This is a genomic window from Mycobacterium sp., from assembly GCF_049647605.1.
In the GTDB taxonomy this organism is placed as follows: Bacteria; Actinomycetota; Actinomycetes; order Mycobacteriales; family Mycobacteriaceae; genus Mycobacterium.
In genome coordinates this window covers 1-16,529 of sequence record NZ_JBARXZ010000126.1, presented here as the reverse complement: position 1 = coordinate 16,529, position 16,529 = coordinate 1, and the positions used below count along the sequence as shown (strand labels likewise).

General features: G+C 67.2%; 16 protein-coding genes. 6 read left to right on the top strand and 10 right to left on the bottom strand.

Annotation, left to right across the window (positions count from 1 at the left end; genetic code table 11):
- Positions 1-61: 61 nt before the first annotated feature.
- Positions 62-826 (bottom strand): lysophospholipid acyltransferase family protein, encoded by a 765-nt coding sequence (locus WBB07_RS17020; RefSeq protein WP_526309571.1) that lies wholly within the window; start codon positions 824-826, stop codon positions 62-64.
- A gap of 149 nt (positions 827-975) precedes the next feature.
- Between WBB07_RS17020 and WBB07_RS17015 the strand changes: the two genes are divergently transcribed.
- Both WBB07_RS17015 and WBB07_RS17010 read left to right on the top strand, forming a co-directional pair.
- Positions 976-2,538 carry a Rieske 2Fe-2S domain-containing protein gene (locus WBB07_RS17015; RefSeq protein ID WP_526309570.1) on the top strand — a complete coding sequence of 521 codons (1,563 nt, stop codon included), beginning with the start codon at positions 976-978 and terminating at the stop codon, positions 2,536-2,538.
- A 32-nt stretch (positions 2,539-2,570) separates the two neighbouring features.
- Positions 2,571-2,879 carry a hypothetical protein gene (locus tag WBB07_RS17010; protein ID WP_526309585.1) on the top strand — a complete coding sequence of 103 codons (309 nt, stop codon included), beginning with the start codon at positions 2,571-2,573 and terminating at the stop codon, positions 2,877-2,879.
- A gap of 18 nt (positions 2,880-2,897) precedes the next feature.
- On the opposite strand, the gene WBB07_RS17005 is transcribed toward WBB07_RS17010, so the two are convergent.
- The 7 genes from WBB07_RS17005 to serS all read right to left on the bottom strand — a co-directional run bounded on the left by WBB07_RS17005 (position 2,898) and on the right by serS (position 10,996).
- On the bottom strand, positions 2,898-4,325 hold the full coding sequence (locus WBB07_RS17005) for an amidase (RefSeq protein ID WP_526309569.1): 1,428 nt from the start codon (positions 4,323-4,325) through the stop codon (positions 2,898-2,900).
- Positions 4,322-5,569 carry a M20 family metallo-hydrolase gene (locus WBB07_RS17000; RefSeq protein WP_526309568.1) on the bottom strand — a complete coding sequence of 416 codons (1,248 nt, stop codon included), beginning with the start codon at positions 5,567-5,569 and terminating at the stop codon, positions 4,322-4,324. Before WBB07_RS17000 ends, WBB07_RS17005 begins: the two co-directional genes overlap by 4 nt.
- A gap of 29 nt (positions 5,570-5,598) precedes the next feature.
- Positions 5,599-6,861, bottom strand: a complete 1,263-nt coding sequence (locus WBB07_RS16995) for an MFS transporter (protein ID WP_526309584.1) — start codon at positions 6,859-6,861, stop codon at positions 5,599-5,601.
- 180 nt (positions 6,862-7,041) lie between these two features.
- Positions 7,042-7,950, bottom strand: a complete 909-nt coding sequence (locus WBB07_RS16990) for a LysR substrate-binding domain-containing protein (protein ID WP_526309567.1) — start codon at positions 7,948-7,950, stop codon at positions 7,042-7,044.
- 3 nt (positions 7,951-7,953) lie between these two features.
- On the bottom strand, positions 7,954-8,937 hold the full coding sequence (locus WBB07_RS16985) for an MOSC domain-containing protein (protein ID WP_526309566.1): 984 nt from the start codon (positions 8,935-8,937) through the stop codon (positions 7,954-7,956).
- 2 nt (positions 8,938-8,939) lie between these two features.
- Positions 8,940-9,746, bottom strand: coding sequence for a DUF5718 family protein (locus tag WBB07_RS16980; RefSeq protein WP_526309565.1), 807 nt, complete (start codon positions 9,744-9,746; stop codon positions 8,940-8,942).
- Complete coding sequence (gene serS / locus WBB07_RS16975; RefSeq protein ID WP_526309564.1) at positions 9,743-10,996, bottom strand: serine--tRNA ligase; 1,254 nt, start codon at positions 10,994-10,996, stop codon at positions 9,743-9,745. Before serS ends, WBB07_RS16980 begins: the two co-directional genes overlap by 4 nt.
- A 132-nt stretch (positions 10,997-11,128) precedes the next feature.
- Between serS and WBB07_RS16970 the strand changes: the two genes are divergently transcribed.
- Both WBB07_RS16970 and WBB07_RS16965 read left to right on the top strand, forming a co-directional pair.
- Complete coding sequence (locus WBB07_RS16970) at positions 11,129-12,538, top strand: septum formation family protein (RefSeq protein WP_526309563.1); 1,410 nt, start codon at positions 11,129-11,131, stop codon at positions 12,536-12,538.
- 4 nt (positions 12,539-12,542) lie between these two features.
- Positions 12,543-12,893, top strand: a complete 351-nt coding sequence (locus tag WBB07_RS16965; RefSeq protein ID WP_526309562.1) for a metallopeptidase family protein — start codon at positions 12,543-12,545, stop codon at positions 12,891-12,893.
- Between the two features lie 195 nt (positions 12,894-13,088).
- Here the strand turns inward: WBB07_RS16965 and WBB07_RS16960 are convergent, their stop codons facing one another.
- Together WBB07_RS16960 and pheA are read right to left on the bottom strand one after the other, a co-directional pair.
- Positions 13,089-13,784 (bottom strand): histidine phosphatase family protein, encoded by a 696-nt coding sequence (locus tag WBB07_RS16960; protein ID WP_526309561.1) that lies wholly within the window; start codon positions 13,782-13,784, stop codon positions 13,089-13,091.
- Positions 13,781-14,707 (bottom strand): prephenate dehydratase, encoded by a 927-nt coding sequence (pheA, locus tag WBB07_RS16955; protein ID WP_526309560.1) that lies wholly within the window; start codon positions 14,705-14,707, stop codon positions 13,781-13,783. Before pheA ends, WBB07_RS16960 begins: the two co-directional genes overlap by 4 nt.
- A gap of 92 nt (positions 14,708-14,799) precedes the next feature.
- Between pheA and WBB07_RS16950 the strand changes: the two genes are divergently transcribed.
- Positions 14,800-15,579 carry a DUF2470 domain-containing protein gene (locus tag WBB07_RS16950; RefSeq protein WP_526309559.1) on the top strand — a complete coding sequence of 260 codons (780 nt, stop codon included), beginning with the start codon at positions 14,800-14,802 and terminating at the stop codon, positions 15,577-15,579.
- Between the two features lie 24 nt (positions 15,580-15,603).
- Positions 15,604-16,368, top strand: coding sequence for a CPBP family intramembrane glutamic endopeptidase (locus tag WBB07_RS16945; protein ID WP_526309558.1), 765 nt, complete (start codon positions 15,604-15,606; stop codon positions 16,366-16,368).
- The last annotated feature ends 161 nt before the right edge of the window (positions 16,369-16,529 follow it).

Sequence of the window (16,529 nt, the reverse complement as noted above, 5' to 3'; positions counted from 1 at the left end):
CCACGCGATTGGTCATGAGCCGCGCGATCTCCGAGAACCGGAGAGGCCGGCCTCATCGGCGCTACCCCAGGTCGGTCCGGTCGGACTTCGCCTGCGCCCGGCGGGCGGCCTCCTCTGCATCGAGTCGGCCCGCTTCGGCCAGCGACGGCGCACCGCCGCCGAGCCGATGCGGCACCCAGAAGGCACCGGGGGGATGCGGGCCATAGGCTTCCTGAACCCGTTCGAGCAAATGCTCCATCCGGTGATGAAGCAGCGCGGTCAGCTCGGTGGCCGGCAGCGTCGGCTGGATGGGCTCACCGACGGCGACGCTGATCGGTACCTTGGGCCGCCACATGTTCTTCGGGTGGTCCTTGGTCCAGAGACGCTGCGCCCCCCAGATCACGTGCGGGACGATCGGGACGCCCGCGGCGATCGCCATCCGCGCCGCACCCGACTTGAACTCCTTGATCTCGAAGCTGCGGCTGATGGTCGCCTCGGGATACACACCGACGAGCTCACCCGCTTCGAGCCGCCGGCAGGCTTCGTCGAACGATTCCGCGCCGGCGGCGCGATCCACGGGGATATGCCGGAAGCTCCGCATCAGCGGGCCGCCGATCTTGTTCTCGAAGACTTCCTTCTTGGCCATGAACCGGACCTTGCGGCCCAAGCCCTGCCGCTGGGCCGGCAAACCGGCGAAGGTGAAGTCGAAGTAGCTGGTGTGATTGATCGCGATGACCGCGCCCCCGGTACGCGGCAGATTCTCCAGGCCGGTCACCGTCAACTTCAGCCCTTGCACCTTCCACACGAGCCGCGCGAGCTGGATGGCGGTGCCGTATACCGGTTCCACGAGGTCGAGCCTATCCTCCAGCGGTAACGGAGCGAATCCGAAGGTGAGGACTTGGGTCCCACACATCGATGCCGTTCGGCGCCGCGCCCGGCCGCTAAGCTCAATGACGGCCTCCGCGTTGAGGCCTCGTCTTCAGTGGAGAGGTATTTGTGCAGGTCACCAGCGTCGGCCACGCCGGCTTCCTGATCGAGACCCAAGCGGGCAGCATTCTGTGCGACCCGTGGGTCAATCCCGCGTATTTCGGCTCGTGGTTCCCGTTCCCGGACAACAGCGAACTGGACTGGGACCGGCTGGGCGACTGCGACTACTTGTATGTCTCCCACCTGCACAAGGACCACTTCGACCCGGAGAACCTGCGACGGCACGTCAACAAGGACGCCGTGGTGCTGCTGCCGGACTACCCCGTTCCGGACCTGCGCCGTGAGCTGGAAAAGCTTGGGTTCCACACCTTCTTCGAAACCACCGACTCCACCAAGCACCGGGTCAGCGGACCCAAGGGCGACCTGGACGTGATGATCGTCGCACTGCGGGCGCCCGCCGACGGCCCGATCGGCGACTCCGGGCTGGTGGTCTCCGACGGCAAGACGGTGGCGTTCAACATGAACGACGCCCGCCCCGTCGACCTGGACGTACTCGAGTCCGAGTTCGGTCACATCGACGTACACATGCTGCAGTTCTCCGGCGCCATCTGGTATCCGATGGTCTACGACATGCCGCAGCGGGCCAAGGACGCGTTCGGCACCCAGAAGCGGCAACGCCAGATGGACCGGTGCCGTCAGTACATCGCCCAGGTCGGCGCGACGTGGGTGATCCCGTCCGCGGGTCCGCCCTGTTTCCTCGATGACAGCCTGCGCAGCCTCAACGACGATCACGGCGACCCGGCCAACATCTTCCCGGACCAGATGGTGTTCCTGGAACAGATGCGCAACCACGGCCACGACCGCGGACTGCTGATGATCCCCGGCAGCACCGCCGACTTCACCGGATCCGAGCTGATCTCGCTGGAGCACCCGATTCCGGTCGAGCAGGTCGAGGCGATCTTCACCACCGGCAAAGCCGCTTACATCGAGGCCTACGCCCAGCGGATGGCACCGGTGCTGGCCGCCGAGAAGGCCCGCTGGGCGCCGGCGGCCGGCGAGTCCCTCCTGGAACCGTTGCGCGCATTGTTCGAACCGATCATGATCCAGACCGATCAGATCTGCGACGGGATCGGCTATCCGGTGGAACTGCGGATGCAATCTCCGGAGTACACCGAGACGGTGGTACTGGATTTCCCGAAACGTGCCGTCCGCGAGCCCATTCCGGACGAAAAGTTCCGGTACGGCTTCGAGATCGCGCCCAACCTGGTGCGCACCGTCCTGCGCGACTCCGAACCCGACTGGGTCAACACCATCTACCTGTCCACGAGGTTCCGGGCATCTCGGGTCGGCGGCTACAACGAATATCTGTACACGTTCTTCAAATGCCTCACCGATGAACGGATCGCCTACGCCGACGGCTGGTTCGCCGAAGCCCACGACGACTCCTCATCGATCACCGTGGACGGCTGGGAGATCCAGCGCCGGTGCCCGCATCTGAAGGCCGACCTGTCGAAATTCGGTGTCATCGAGGACAACACGCTGACCTGCAACCTGCACGGTTGGCAGTGGAATCTGGACAACGGCCGATGCCTGACCACCAAGGGTCACGAGTTGCGGAGCCGAAAGCTGTGACCGCCCCGGCGCCGGAACAGTACGACGACGGTATGGTCCAACTGGACCGTCACGCAGTCACGTTGCGGCGCTACCACTTTCCCTCCGGAACCGCGAAGATCATTCCCCTGCACTCCATTCGCGACTACCAGGCCGAGGATCTGGGCATGTTCGTGCAACGGTTCCGCATCTGGGGCAGCTCTGATCTACGGCGGTGGCTGCCCCTGGATGTGCAACGGCCCCTGAAGTCCACCCTGGTGACCCTCGACGTGCCGGGGCTGCGATTGCGCCCCGCGTTCACCCCGGCTCGGCCGGCAGAATTCCTCGCCTTGCTCGACAAGCTGCTGACCGCTGACCGCTGACCACGCCGGGTGGGCGTCTCACGGCGGCGGCAGACTCCGAAACCCCACCGACGATTCCACGGCCTGGGCCACCCGGAAGGCCATCGCTTCGTCATTCGGGTGACCCACCACCTGTACGCCCGTCGGGACGCCATCATCGGCGATCCCGCTCGGCACCGACAGCACCGGACAGTTGTTGGCGACATTGAACGGCGCCGTCAGGTTCGCTTCCCAGTAGTGCTGCAGGTGCCGCCCGCCGACGTCGATGCCGTCGAGATAGTCCCCGTCGGCGCGCAACGAGGTGGCCGCCGACGTCGGGCACAGCAGCACGTCGACGTCTGCCATCGCCACCGCCAGATCACCGCGCATCCGGGCGTCCATCCCCAACGAGTCGATGAGTGAATACCGTTGTGCGGCTGCACCACAGTCGGCGATGAAAGCCCCCAGGTAGCGCGACACCTCGGTGCCCGCCGTCTCGCGCGCCACGGCCGGCCCCAGGATGTGACCGAAGTGGGCAAAAATGGTCTCCCGCAACAGGTCCGTCGTCCACGGCAGCTCCACCTCGACGACGTCGGCTCCGGCTGCGGTCAACCGCTGCGCGACAGCACGGGTGTTGTCGAGGATCACGGGGGCGACGGGGAAGTCACCCAACCGATAGGACACCCCGATCCGCAGACCGTCGACACCGCCGTCGAGAGGAATCGGCGCACCGCCGTCCCCCCAGGAACCGTGGTCGATCCGGTGCCGCCCCGACAGCACCGAGGACAGCAGCGCCACATCTGCCACCGTGCGTCCCATCGGGCCGTCCCCGCGATACCAGTCGGCAGCCAGCGGCGGCAGCCCGGGAATCCGGCCGAACGGCGCCTTGTAGCCGACGGTGCCGGTGAATCCCGCTGGGATACGGGTGGATCCGGCGATATCAGAAGCGGTGGCCAGGGTGGTGAAGCCGGCTGCCAGCGCCGCACCGGCACCCCCGGAGGATCCACCGGGCGAGGCCTGGAGGTTCCATGGATTGCGGGTGATCCCCCACATCGGCGAGTGCGTGACGGTAGCGCAGCTGAATTCGGGACTCGTGGTGCGCGCGTGGATGATTCCGCCGGCGGCGAGGATCCGCTCGACCACCGGGTGATTGTCTCGAGCGACTCGGCCCCGGTGCGCCGCCAGGCCTTGTTCCAGCGATCGGCCCGCGATCCCGTGCTTCTCCTTGGTGGCCACCGTCAGGCCCAGCAGCGCCGGTGGTTGTTCCCCGGCGGCGGCGTACCGCGTGTAGTCGGCGGTGGCCCGCCGGGCCGCGGACAGGGCGTCGTCGAACAGCAATTCGGTGAAGGCGTTGATCCCGGATACCCGATCCCCGTTCCGCGCGTCGATCTCGGCGATCTGCGCCTCGAGCACCTCGACCGGCGAGATGTCGCGGCGCCGGAAGGCCGCCAGTGCCTCGGTGGCGCTCAGGTGAGCCAGGTCGCTCATGCGGCCGCTGTCCCCGAGAGGGCGCCGTTGACCAGTTCCCAGGCGACGCCGGTCAAGGCGTCGACGCCGGCGGCCATATCGGCGTCGGTGCTGAACTCCCGCTCGCAGTGGCTGACCCCGTCTATCGACGGGATGAACATCATGACCGTGGGCGCGATCCGGTTCATCGGCACCGAGTCGTGGCCGGCCATGGTGCGGATCGGCCGCACCGTCAAGCCCAGGTCGGCGGCCACCTTCTCGGTCAACTCGACACCGGCCTGCGGGAAGCGCTGGATGTCACGGACATCGAAATCTGTTGCGTTGATAGTGATGTCGTGTTCCTTGGCGATCGCCGCGATATCGGCCAGCAGGCTGGACCGCGCCGCGGCGACAATCTCGGGTGAGGCCGAACGCAGGTCGGCGACCAGATGCACCCGGCGGGCCACCACGATCGGAGAGTTGGGCTCGACGGTGAACCGGCCCACCGAGGACACCAGGGCTTCGGATTCGAACTTCTTGATCACCTCGTGTACCAGCAGCACCACCTTGCTGGCGGCCACCAGGGCATCGTGGCGATCGGCCATCGCGGTCGCGCCGGTATGGGACTGCTCACCGAGCACCTCGATATCGAGTTTCTGGGTGTACCAGGAATAGTCGACAGCGCCGAGATCGATACCCTCGCGTTCGAGGATTCGCCCCTGCTCGATGTGGATCTCGGCGTACCCGGCGATCTGCGGCGGCGTATCGGTGCCCAGGTAGCCGATGGCATCGAGCGCCTCCGCCACCGACACCCCGTCGAGATCGCGCACCGCCCGCATCGTGTCGGAATCCATCAACCCGGCACACACCGAGGAGCCCATGATCGACGGCGCAAAGCGGCCGCCCTCCTCGTTGAACCAGTTGACAACAGCCAGGTTGTACTCGACGGACACCTCGTCTTCGGCGATCCGCGCCGCCACCCGCTCGGCGGCGTGCAACGCGGCGATCACCCCATAGGCGCCGTCGAACCGGCCGCCCAGCGGCTGGGAGTCGAGATGCGAACCGATCAGCACGTACGGTGCGCCCGGCACGAATTCCAGCAGCGCAAACATGTTGCCGATACCGTCTACGCGCAGCTCCCATTCACGTTCGGCGGCAAACGCGGCGAACCAGTCGCGGCTGAGCTTGTCCTGCGCCGTCGCGGCCTGCCGGTCGACGCCGTTGTTGTCGGTGGCACCGAAGGTGGCCACGTGGTGGAAATCGGTCAGGAACTCAGATGTTCCCATGGTGGAACTCCTTTGGGTTCAGAAGGTGATCAGCTGACGCGGTGGCGGGTCTCGGGAACATTGGTGAACACCAGGAAGAGCCCGACCAGGACAGCGGCGGCAGCCATGTAGAAGCCCGGCGCGGAGCTGGTTCCGGTGGTGGACACCAGCATGGTTCCGATGAACGGCGCGGTGCCGCCGAACGCCGCGTAGGCGACGTTGTAGCTGATCGCCGCGGAGGTGAAGCGGGTCTTTGTCGTGAAGATCTCGACGAAGAACGTGTAGCAACCGCCGCCGTAGATACACATGGGGATCACGAACAGCAGCTGCCCGGTGATCGCCAGTGCCAACGACCCGCTGGTCACCAGCATGAAGCACGGGATCGACATCACCGCCAGCGCAGCCGCCCCGGCGATCAGCATCGGTTTCCGGCCGAACCGGTCACCGATGATGCCGCCGATGGGCAGCAACAGCGCATACATGGCCATGGCCACCGCGTTGGCGCCCAGCGACGCTTCGCGACTCAGGTTGCCGGTGACCTGGACGTAGGAGACGAAGTAACCGGACAGGAAGTAGAAGCCCATGGCGGTCAGGGCCATCACGCAGATCACCTGGGCCATCCGGATCTTGTTCTCCCGGAATGCTTCTCGAATCGGGCTGTATTCCTTGTGCTCATGCTTGCGCAGAACTTGTTTGAACGCCTCGGATTCCTCGGTCTTGGCGCGGATCCACAGCCCGAAGAGCGCCAACGGCAGAGCCAGCAGGAACGGGATGCGCCAGCCGTAGGAGTCGAAGGCCTCCTGCGACATCGTGGTGGACAGCACCAGGATCAGGGTGCCGCCAACCACCGACGGGAGCGCGGTGGCGGCCAGGGTGACATTGATCCAGAAGCCGCGCCGCTCCAGGGGTGCGTGCTCGAAGACAAACGCGGGTGCCCCGACCGATTCACCACCGGCGGAGAAGCCCTGCACCAACCGGCAGAGCACCAGCAGGATCGGGGCCAGGACGCCGATGGTCGCGTAGGTGGGCAGCAGGCCGATCAGGGTGGTGGCCAGTCCGATCGCCAGCAAGGTGATGAACAGGACCTTGCGCCGGCCGATGCGGTCGCCGAGGGCGCCGAAGAACAGGCCGCCGAAGGGCCGTGCCAGGAAGGCGACGCCGAAGGTGGCGAAGGTGGCGAGCAGCCCGGTGAGGGCGTTCTCGTTGGGGAAGAACAGGTGAGCCAGCGTGACCGCCGAAAGCCCGTAGAGCGTGAAGTCGTAGAACTCGATGAATTGACCGATGCTGCCACCGGCCAGCACCCGTTTCTGCATGCCGGTGCTGGACTTCGATGAGTCCGCCGTTTCGGGTGTGGCCGTCACGGCATCTTCGTCCTTCGTTTGCATGGACGTCTCTTCTCGTTGCTGGGGTATGCCCAGTGTGGCGAGCCTCACCCGAACGAGTCCAACGAAAAAGACCGGTCACACTGATCGATAAAATCGATCGACTGCTTTTCAGTCGGCCAGCAGTTGGGTGCAGATCTCTTGGAATGCAAGGGATTTCCGGGTCGGTCGGCCACCGCGCAGCCGCACCAGCACCAGTTCCGTCGGCGGCAATTCGTCGGCGATCTCCAGTGCCACCACCCGGCCGCCGGCGTACGTCACGTCCCGGGTCAACCGCCAATTCAACAGCGAGTACCCGTGACCCATGCTGACGTAGGAGCGCACCGTCTCGTAACCCGACACCAGGTGCCGGATCCGGGGGCGCACCCCCAGCCTCTTGAAGATGTCGAGGTAGTACTCCCGGCTGTGCTTGAGGTCCAGCAGGATGAACGGCTCGGACTCGAACTCACGTAGGTACACCGGCTGGTCGGGGGCGGCCGCACGGGGATGACTCTCCGCAACCAGCAGATGCGGCGAGACCTGTTGCAGCACCTGATAATCGAACTCGGTACCCAGACCCAGGTCATACATCAAGGCGGTTTCACAGGTGCCCTCGGCCAGTGCCCGGATCAGGGTCTCCTGGTCGGCCTCCAGGAAGCTGAGCTTCACCTCCGGGTGCCGCTGCTTGAACTCGGTGAGGATCTTCGGCGCCAGGAACGGGGCCAGCGGCGAGAAGATGCCCGCCACCAGATCCCCGGCAAGTTCCTCGCGCTCGGCCCGCACGGAGTGATACAGCAGATCGGCATCTTCGAGCACCGTCCGGGTTCCCACCAATAGCCGGCGACCCGCGGCCGTCAAGCGCAGACCGCGGTTGGAACGCCGATGGAACAGCTGCTCCCCCATCTCACGCTCCAGCTGCCCGATGGACGCCGACAGCGTGGACTGCGTGACGTTGAGCTCATAGGACGCCGCCCGCATGTTCTCCAGGCGCGCCACCACCGTGAAATACCGCAGTTGCACCAACGTGAATGACTTCGCCACAGATCAGCCCTCGCGCAGCACCGTCTTCTCGAGCACCCGCTGCACCCCACGCACCACCGCTTTGGCCACGGCCGCAGCCGCCCCGCGGGCGACACCCGGCGACACCGGCAGCTGGATGCGGACGTCGTCACCGACATGCAGAACGCCGGCGCCGGTGACATCGGCGTACACCCCGAGAAAACGGTTTGTCCGTTCCGCCAGCTGCCGGGTGATCGCCCGGTCGAGTTCGATCCCGGGCTGTGGCCGGGTGGGCACCACACACCGCACGGTCGGCACGCTGACCCACAACCGTGCGGTTCCGATCTCGACCGTCGCGCCCACCCAAGCGGCTTCCGGGAACTCCGCGCCGGAATCGTCGGCGTCCAGCAGGACGTTGGGCCGGAAACGGCGCACGTCATAACCCGCACCATCGGGGGACAGCGCCGCCAAGCTGGCCGAGCTCATCAGGTGGATCGGGCTCAGATCGACGAATGTTCCTGGCGGGGTGGAGAATCGAGCCAGCGTGAGGATCTGCTTGGTGCTGAACACCGAGCTGTCCGGCAACGCCTCCGAGTCGTCGAGGCCGAAGTCCCGACGCACCTCGGTTTGCGAGAACGTCGCCTTGCTCTGGCGCACCGAGAGCCGATGCTGGCTGGTGTCGGAGACCGGCGCCAGCGGGGTCAGCCGCACGTCACGCCCCGCCAGATCGGAGAGCCTCGTATGGATCGCCGGATCGTTGCTCGACACTTCGTCACCGCCGGGGAAGGTGATGCTGACCGCGGGCACGTTGCCGGGCCCGGCGTCGGGGCCGGGCTCGGCCTGATAGCGGGCGGTACAGCCCAGCAGCGCCGGAATTCGGCGAGCGGAGGCCGTGACGTTGTTCTGCAGGTCACGGACCGCCCACAGCCGGTCGGCATGGCCACCCCGAGCGGTGACAAACAGCTCCGAAACCTGCTGCCCGCCCATCGATTTGACTGGGAAGCGCCACAGCTGGGTGACGGTGGCCATGGTCAGCGCGACGAGACGGTCTGGCGTAGTTCGGAGAATGCCTCGGACTCGGTGTCGTAGACGCGGACGATGGCCTGGTCGCCTGCCTGCAGGAACGTCGACTCACCCAGCGGGGTGTAGCGGGTGGCCCCGATACCGATCAGAACGTTCTCCGGATGCCCGGCCGCGACCATCAGGGCGCCGACGTCCTCCAACGGAGTTTCCGGGGCGCCCTTCTGATTCGCCAGGCGCTCGACGATCCAGTCCAGCAGCACCTCGCCGTAGTACGAGTAGCCCAGCAGCGCACTGTCCACCCCGTACGCGTGCTCCTCGCCGTTGCCGTCACGCAGATGGCAGACCAGCCGCATCGAGGCCGTCGGGCCGTCCGGGGTCAGATCGTGAGCCTCGAAGAACTGCGCCGCAACCCCTTTCGATGACGAACCCCAGTTCTTCTTGTGGCTGATCTTGGGGGCGCCGGGGCGGCGGATCGAGCAGTCGTTGAACGCACCGAGGGCAAACGGCTCCAAGGTGACCACCGTGTCCCCGTTCCACACCACCCGGCAGGCCAAGCCCACCTCGGGTTCGATCTGGAGGTTCAGCGGTTCGTCACTGGCGGGCAGGACGATCGCATCGTTGGACAACGGGAACTCCGACAGAAACGAATCGGTGCCCGGCGCGTACCACGGGAAGATCCCCTTGGGCGCATCACCAACGGATGCCACCGTCACGAAATCTGCTGCTTCACCGGCTTGTTCGAGGTGCCCGGCAAAATTGCCCGCCACCCCGAAACCGAACCACGAACGCAGGTCGTCGAGCGTGAGATCGATCATGGGGTGAGTACCTCCGTACCGACGTAGGGGACCAGGGCCGCCGGCACCCGGACGCTACCGTCGGGTTGCTGATGGTTCTCCAGGATCGCCACCAGCCACCGGGTGGTGCCGAGGGTACCGTTCAACGTCGCCGCGATCTGCGGTTTCCCATTGTCATCGCGGTACCGGGTCGACAGCCGTCGCGCCTGGAACGTGGTGCAGTTCGATGTCGAGGTGAGCTCGCGATAGGTCTGCTGCGTGGGGACCCATGCCTCGCAGTCGAACTTGCGCGCCGCCGACGATCCGAGATCACCCGCGGCGACATCGATCACCCGGTACGGCACTTCGATCAGGGCGAGCATCTCGCGTTGCCAGTTGAGCAGCCGCTGGTGTTCGGCCTCGGCGTCGTCGGGCTTGCAGTAGATGAAGGCCTCCACCTTGTCGAACTGGTGGACCCGGATGATGCCGCGGGTGTCCTTGCCATAGCTGCCGGCCTCGCGGCGGAAGCATGATGACCACCCGGCGTAACGCTGCGGTCCGCCGGACAGATCCAGGATCTCGTCGGCGTGGTAACCGGCCAGCGGTACCTCCGAGGTGCCCACCAGGTAGAGGTCGTCGGCCTCGAGCCGATAGATCTCGTCGGCGTGGGCGCCGAGGAATCCGGTGCCACGCATGATCTCGGGGCGGACCAGCACCGGCGGGATCATCAGCGTGAACCCGGCCTCGGTGGCCAGGCGCACCGCCAGCTGCAACAACCCGAGCTGGAGCAACGCGCCGTGGCCGGTCAGGAAGTAAAAGCGCGACCCCGAGACCTTGGCGCCGCGCTCCATGTCGAGCAGCCCGAGAGACTCGCCGAGTTCGAGATGGTCACGCGGATTCTCCAGCACCGGGGGCTCGCCGACAGTGTCCAGAACAACAAAATCGTCCTCGCCGCCGGCCGGTACGCCGTCGATGACAACGTTGGAGATCCCCAGGTGGGCCACGGCGAATGCACGTTCGGCGTCGGCCTGCTCAGCTTCGGCGCTCTTGACCGCAGCGGCCAGTTCCTTCGCCTGCGCCAGCACGGCCGGCCGGTCCTCCGGGGAGGCGGCGCCGACCTGCTTGCTCACCGCCTTCTGCTCGGCGCGCAGGTTGTCGGCGGCGGAGATGGCGGTCCGGCGGGCGGCATCCGCGGCAAGAAGCTCGTCTACCAGCGCCGGGTCCTCCCCGCGGCTGATCTGAGAACGACGGACGGCTTCGGGGTCGTCGCGCAGGAATTTGAGGTCGATCACGCCCGCCAACCCTACTTTTCCCGGGAGCCGAGCTGCTGGCGAGGGTGCCGAACACCGCGGCACCGGCGCGCGACACAACCACATAACTTTACATTCGCATCACTTGTCACAGGACCGGACACGCCTGTCACAATGGAGCGGATGTCCGAACTACCCGATTCACCGGAAACCGCGCCGGGCCAGGCCGGATCCACGCAGCCCAAGGCGCGGTTCCACTGGTTGAGCACGCTGCAGGCCACCGCCACCCGGCGTGCCCTGCTGCTGACCGCGCTCGGCGGTCTGCTGATCGCCGGCCTGATCACCGCGCTGCCGCTGACCGGTTCCCCGAACGGACTGGCCGGGTACCTGGAATCGGAGATCCTGCCGAGCGCCGGCTCCCGCGGCACCCAGACATTCAACGAGGCCACGCCCGGCAACTGCCTTGCCTGGCCGGACAACACACCCGACGAGGCCAAGGTCGTCGACTGTCAGGACGACCACCAGTTCGAGGTCGCCGAAGCCGTCGACATGAGCACGTTCCCCGGCGCCGAATACGGCCCGGACGCGGCACCGCCGTCCCCGGCGCGCATCCAGCAGATCAGCCAGGAGCAATGCCAGGTCGCGGTACGCCGCTACCTCGGCGCGCAGTACGACCCCAACAGCCGGTTCACCATCGGCATGCTGTGGTCCGGCGACAAGGCCTGGAGTCAGTCCGGTGAGCGCCGGATGCTGTGCGGTCTGCAGCTGCCCGGGCCCGACAACCGGCAGCTGCCGTTCAAAGGCAAGGTCGCCGAGATCGACCAGTCCAAGGTCTGGCCCGCCGGCACCTGCCTGGGCATCGACCCGGCCAGCAATCAGCCGACCGACATTCCGGTGGACTGCGCGACCCCGCACGCCATGGAGGTCACCGGCTCGCTGAACCTGGCCGAGAGATTCCCCGGCCCCGGTCTGCCAGCGGAGGCCGACCAGGACGCGTTCATCAAGGACACCTGCACCCGGTTGACGGACGAGTACCTGGCGCCCATCGAATTGCGCACCACCACACTGACATTGATCTACAGCACCGTTTCGCTGCCCAGCTGGACCGCCGGCAGCCGGCAGGTGGCGTGCAGTGTCGGCGCAACGCTGGGCAACGGCGGCTGGGCCACCCTGATCAACGACTCCAAGGGTCCGCTGCTGATCAACGGGCAACCGCCGGTGCCGCCTCCGGACATCCCGGTGGAGCGGCTGAACCTGCCGCCGATCGAGTACACCCCGCCGACGGCCGAGTACTACCCCAACGAGTCGTCGGGCTCGTCCTCCGGTTCGGGCACCACCACGACCGACAGCGGCACCTCGAGCCAGCACCTGCCGGGTCAGACCGACACCTCCGGCACGACTCCCCCGGCGACCGAGACACCGGTTGAACCGCCGCCGACCGGCAACGTCTTCAACCCGCCGCCACCGGAGCCCGTACCGGCACCTGCGCCCGTCGTCGTGCCGCCGCCGGCGGAACCGGTGCCGGCGCTACCGCCGGGCCCGCCCCCGGGACCGGTGGAGCCTCCGCTCCCGCCGCCGGCTTGACCGGATGAGCGTGCGGATGAGCCGGCAACGGTTCGATGAGCTCGTCTCCGATGCGCTCGACCTGATACCGGCGGAGTTGGCCTCGGCCACCGACAACGTGGTGGTGCTGGTCGAAGACCGCAACCTCGAGGAGCCCGAGCTGCTCGGACTGTACGAGGGTGTGGCCCTCACCGAGCGTGATTCGTTCTACGCCGGCTCGCTGCCGGACACCATCACCATCTACCGCGGCGCGCTGTTGCAGATGTGCGACTCCGAGGAACAGGTGGTCGAGGAGGTTGCGATCACGGTGATCCACGAAGTCGCGCACCATTTCGGGATCGACGACGACAGGCTGCACGAACTCGGCTGGGCGTAGCCGGGCGCGCCACCGGAGCTTTGTCGGGCGCCGGTGGTAGGAACGGGTCATGGATGCCGGATGGCGAGCTTGTCGGGGCGCCCTCGTTGTGCATGCGCTGTGGCGGGCTGAGTGCACCGAGGATCAGTGCGAGGCCCCCGAGCTGACCGCACACGATTTTGTCCTCGACTGTGACGCGGTGGGCTGTGAGTGTGCTCAGCCCATCGGATCCGGTGCCGACTTGGCTTCCTCCGGGCCTTTCCTGAGGTCAGCGGTCGGTTCCGGGTAGAAAGGCGGCGATACCGCCCCCCAGTGCAGGCAGCTCCACCGGCCATCGGTGATCGGCGCCAGCACCACCGATTCGGCGTTGGCCAGGTGGTGATCCAGCGCAAACGATCCGTCGACTCCGGCCAGCACCGCACCGACCAGGCGGATGGCGGCGCCGTGGCTGACGACGACGATGTCCTCGCTCCAGTCGTCGTTGTCGAGGTAACGCATCCGCAGTTCGGTCAGCACGGGCACGTACCTGGCCAGAACGTCGTTGGCGCTCTCCCCGCCCGGCATCGCCGCATCGAGGTCCCCGGCGTGCCATCGCTGGTAGATCTGGCCGAACTCCTCGATGGCTTCGTCGTCGTTGCGGTTCTCCAGGTCGCCGACCTGGACCTCGTGCAGACCGTCGAACTCGTGCGGTGACACGCGCAGCAAGTCGCTGACCTCACCGGCGGTCTGCTGCGCCCGGATGGCGATCGAGTGGGCGAGCAGCCCGGGCGGCCGCTGCCGGGCGCGGGCAAATGTCCGCGCCTGGTCGCGTCCCAGTGGAGTCAGCTCGGCACCGGGAGGCCGGGTGTCGAGACGTTTCTCGACGTTGCCGTAGGTCTGTCCATGCCGCAGCAGCACCAGACGGCCGCTCATGACCGCTCCCCTTCCCGGAGTTGCTGGAGCCACTGGTCTGCGTTGTCGAGGCGGGGCGGCAGCGCTCCCGCGGCCGAACCGGTCGGCCAGGATCCGAGATATCGCACATCAACACAACGTCGGTGCAGCGCTTTGAGTGCCTCGGCGACGCCGGAATCCTCGAGATGGCCGACACAGTCCAGGAAGAACACGTAGGTACCGAGTTCGACGCGGGTGGGCCGCGATTCGATTCTGGTCAGGTCGATGTCGCGGATCCCGAACTCCGTCAGCGCGCTGACCAGCGCGCCGGGCACGTTGTCGAGACGCAGCACCACCGAGGTGCGGTCGGCGCCGGTGCGCGCCGGCGGACGGCCGGGGCGGCCGACGAGCAGGAACCGGGTCCGCGCGTTCGGTTCGTCGACCACCCCGTCGGCCAGGGTGTCGAGGGCATGCAGCTCGGCGGCCAGGGCGGTGCTGACACCGGCGTCGGCTCGGCCGGCCCGTACGTCTTCGGCGGCGCCCGCGTTGGAGATGGCGGGCACCAGCTCGGCATCTGGCAGCTGTTCGGCCAGCCAGCGACGCACCTGCGCGGCGGCGACGGGAAAGGCGGCCACCGTCCGCACCGAGGCTGCGGTGGCGCCGGGGGCGACGACGATGCTGAACGCGACGTCCAGGGTGAGCTCGGCGTACACCTGCAGTGGTGAACCGGCGGCAAGGGCATCCAGGGTCGGCAGCACCGAGCCTTCGATGGAGTTCTCGATCGGCACACAGGCGTAGTCGGCTCGGCCCTGCCGCACCTCATCCAGTGCGGCCGGCGTGCTGACGGTGGGCAGGAGAACCGGCGGTGTCCGCCCGTCACCGGGAATCAGACCCGCGTCGGACATCTGTTTCAGCGCCGCCTGCGAGAAGGTCCCGGGCGGGCCCAGATAGGAGATGGTCGGCACGCCCCAAACCCTAACGGGTACGTCTTGCGCGATTCAGACGACTTTAGTTAAGTTAGGCTTACCTCAGTTCGAGATCGCGGAAGGTGCAGCACATGGCAGTCGTATCGATCCCCAGGACCCCCGGGCCGACAACCGCCGAGCGCATCAGGAGTGCCTGCGTGCGGGCCGGCAGCGCACTGCTGGCACTGGAAGGCGCTGAACCCGAGGCCACGCCCGTGCACCATCTGATGGCAGACGGCTCCTTCGCCACGATCGTGCCCACCGGCAGCGTGGCCGGCGCCAAGGTCCTGACCGCCGGGATCGGCGGCACCCAGGCTGTCCTCGAGCTCACCGACTACGCGCCACTTCCACTGCGTGAGCCCGTCCGCTCCCTGGTGTGGATCCGCGGCCGACTGCTGCGAGTCCCGGAATCGGTCGTCCGCGACACCTTGGACCTCATCGCCGCCGACAACCCGGACCCGGTTCTGCTGCAGGTCGGGACCGAGTTCACCCTGCTGCGCCTGGAAGTCGAGTCGGTGGTGGTGGCCGACTCCACCGGCGCCGAGTCCGTCGGCGTCGGCGCCTTGCTGGCAGCCAGCCCCGACCCGTTCTGCGTGATGGAGACGTGCTGGCTGCGTCACATCGACAGCGACCACCGTGATGTGGTGGCCCGGTTGGCCTCCCGACTTCCCGGCCCGCTGCGCCAGGGCCACATCCGCCCACTCGGGCTGGACCGCTACGGACTTCGGCTCCGGGTCGAAGGCGCGGACGGCGACCACGACGTCCGCCTCCCGTTCGTGAAACCGGTCGACGATGTCAACGGCCTCAGTCAGGCCATCCGGCTGCTGATGGGCTGCCCGTTTGTCAACGGGCTCCGCGCCAGACGGTCCTGATCACCCCGCCGCTACCGTGACGGGGTGACAGACCCGAATCCGCTGGCCCCGCAGGAGCGCCGGGCGCTCAAGATCGAGATCGTCATCGTCTTGACGGTCACGTTCGGACTCAGCGCGATCACCGCCGCACTGCGACTGACCGATTTTGTGCTGCGCGGCCTGGCAGGTCAGACCGTCGCACTCAATCCGCGCCGGTCGTACTTCAGCCTGATCGACCTCGGGCTCAACCTCGCTGCCGTCGCCCAGCTGGTCGCCTGGGGTGCGCTCGCCGTATATCTGTTGTGGCGCAGCGGATTCACCCTGCAGCGGATCGGGATCGGCCGGTTCCGGCTGCGTCCGGACCTGCTCGGCGGACTGGGGCTGGCCGCCCTCATCGGAGTGCCCGGACTGGGCCTGTACCTGGTGGCCCGCGCAATCGGGGTCAGCGCGGAGGTGGTGCCGACCGAACTCAGCGACAACTGGTGGCGGGTTCCGGTGCTGCTGGCGGCGGCGTTCGCCAACGGGTGGGCCGAAGAGGTCATCGTGGTGGGCTACCTGCTGAACCGCTGCGACCAGTTGGGCATCAGCCCGGTGAAGTCGCTGGTGTGGTCCAGCGTGCTCCGCGGCGCCTATCACCTCTACCAGGGCTTCGGGGCAGGCATCGGAAATCTGATCATGGGGCTGGTGTTCGGTTACGCCTACCGGCGCTGGGGCCGGCTCTGGCCGCTGATCATCGCGCACGGCGTGATCGACACCGTCGCCTTTGTCGGCTACGCGCTCCTGGCCGAGCGCCTGGGATGGCTGAGATGACGCCGCGTACCGCGGCACCGCGTAAATTGACCTGGTGAACGACGATCGGCGCCGGCCCGCACCGCAGCCGCCGCGCGAGCCGTCGCAGGTGATCCGGCGCGATCCCGCGTACCGGCCACCGCCTCCCCCACCCCAGCAGTTCCGACGGCCCGGTCCCGTCC

What these genes read in the sequence shown, in the direction of transcription:
- WBB07_RS17005 (WP_526309569.1), bottom strand. Translation starts at nt 4,325, where the DNA reads ATGAGCGACCTGGCTCACCTGAGCGCCACCGAGGCACTGGCGGCCTTC.
- WBB07_RS16985 (WP_526309566.1), bottom strand. Translation starts at nt 8,937, where the DNA reads ATGGCCACCGTCACCCAGCTGTGGCGCTTCCCAGTCAAATCGATGGGC.
- WBB07_RS16995 (WP_526309584.1), bottom strand. Translation starts at nt 6,861, where the DNA reads ATGCAGAAACGGGTGCTGGCCGGTGGCAGCATCGGTCAATTCATCGAG.
- WBB07_RS16950 (WP_526309559.1), top strand. Translation starts at nt 14,800, where the DNA reads ATGGCAGTCGTATCGATCCCCAGGACCCCCGGGCCGACAACCGCCGAG.
- WBB07_RS16960 (WP_526309561.1), bottom strand. Translation starts at nt 13,784, where the DNA reads ATGAGCGGCCGTCTGGTGCTGCTGCGGCATGGACAGACCTACGGCAAC.
- WBB07_RS16965 (WP_526309562.1), top strand. Translation starts at nt 12,543, where the DNA reads ATGAGCGTGCGGATGAGCCGGCAACGGTTCGATGAGCTCGTCTCCGAT.
- WBB07_RS17010 (WP_526309585.1), top strand. Translation starts at nt 2,571, where the DNA reads ATGGTCCAACTGGACCGTCACGCAGTCACGTTGCGGCGCTACCACTTT.
- WBB07_RS17000 (WP_526309568.1), bottom strand. Translation starts at nt 5,569, where the DNA reads ATGGGAACATCTGAGTTCCTGACCGATTTCCACCACGTGGCCACCTTC.
- WBB07_RS16970 (WP_526309563.1), top strand. Translation starts at nt 11,129, where the DNA reads ATGGAGCGGATGTCCGAACTACCCGATTCACCGGAAACCGCGCCGGGC.
- WBB07_RS16980 (WP_526309565.1), bottom strand. Translation starts at nt 9,746, where the DNA reads ATGATCGATCTCACGCTCGACGACCTGCGTTCGTGGTTCGGTTTCGGG.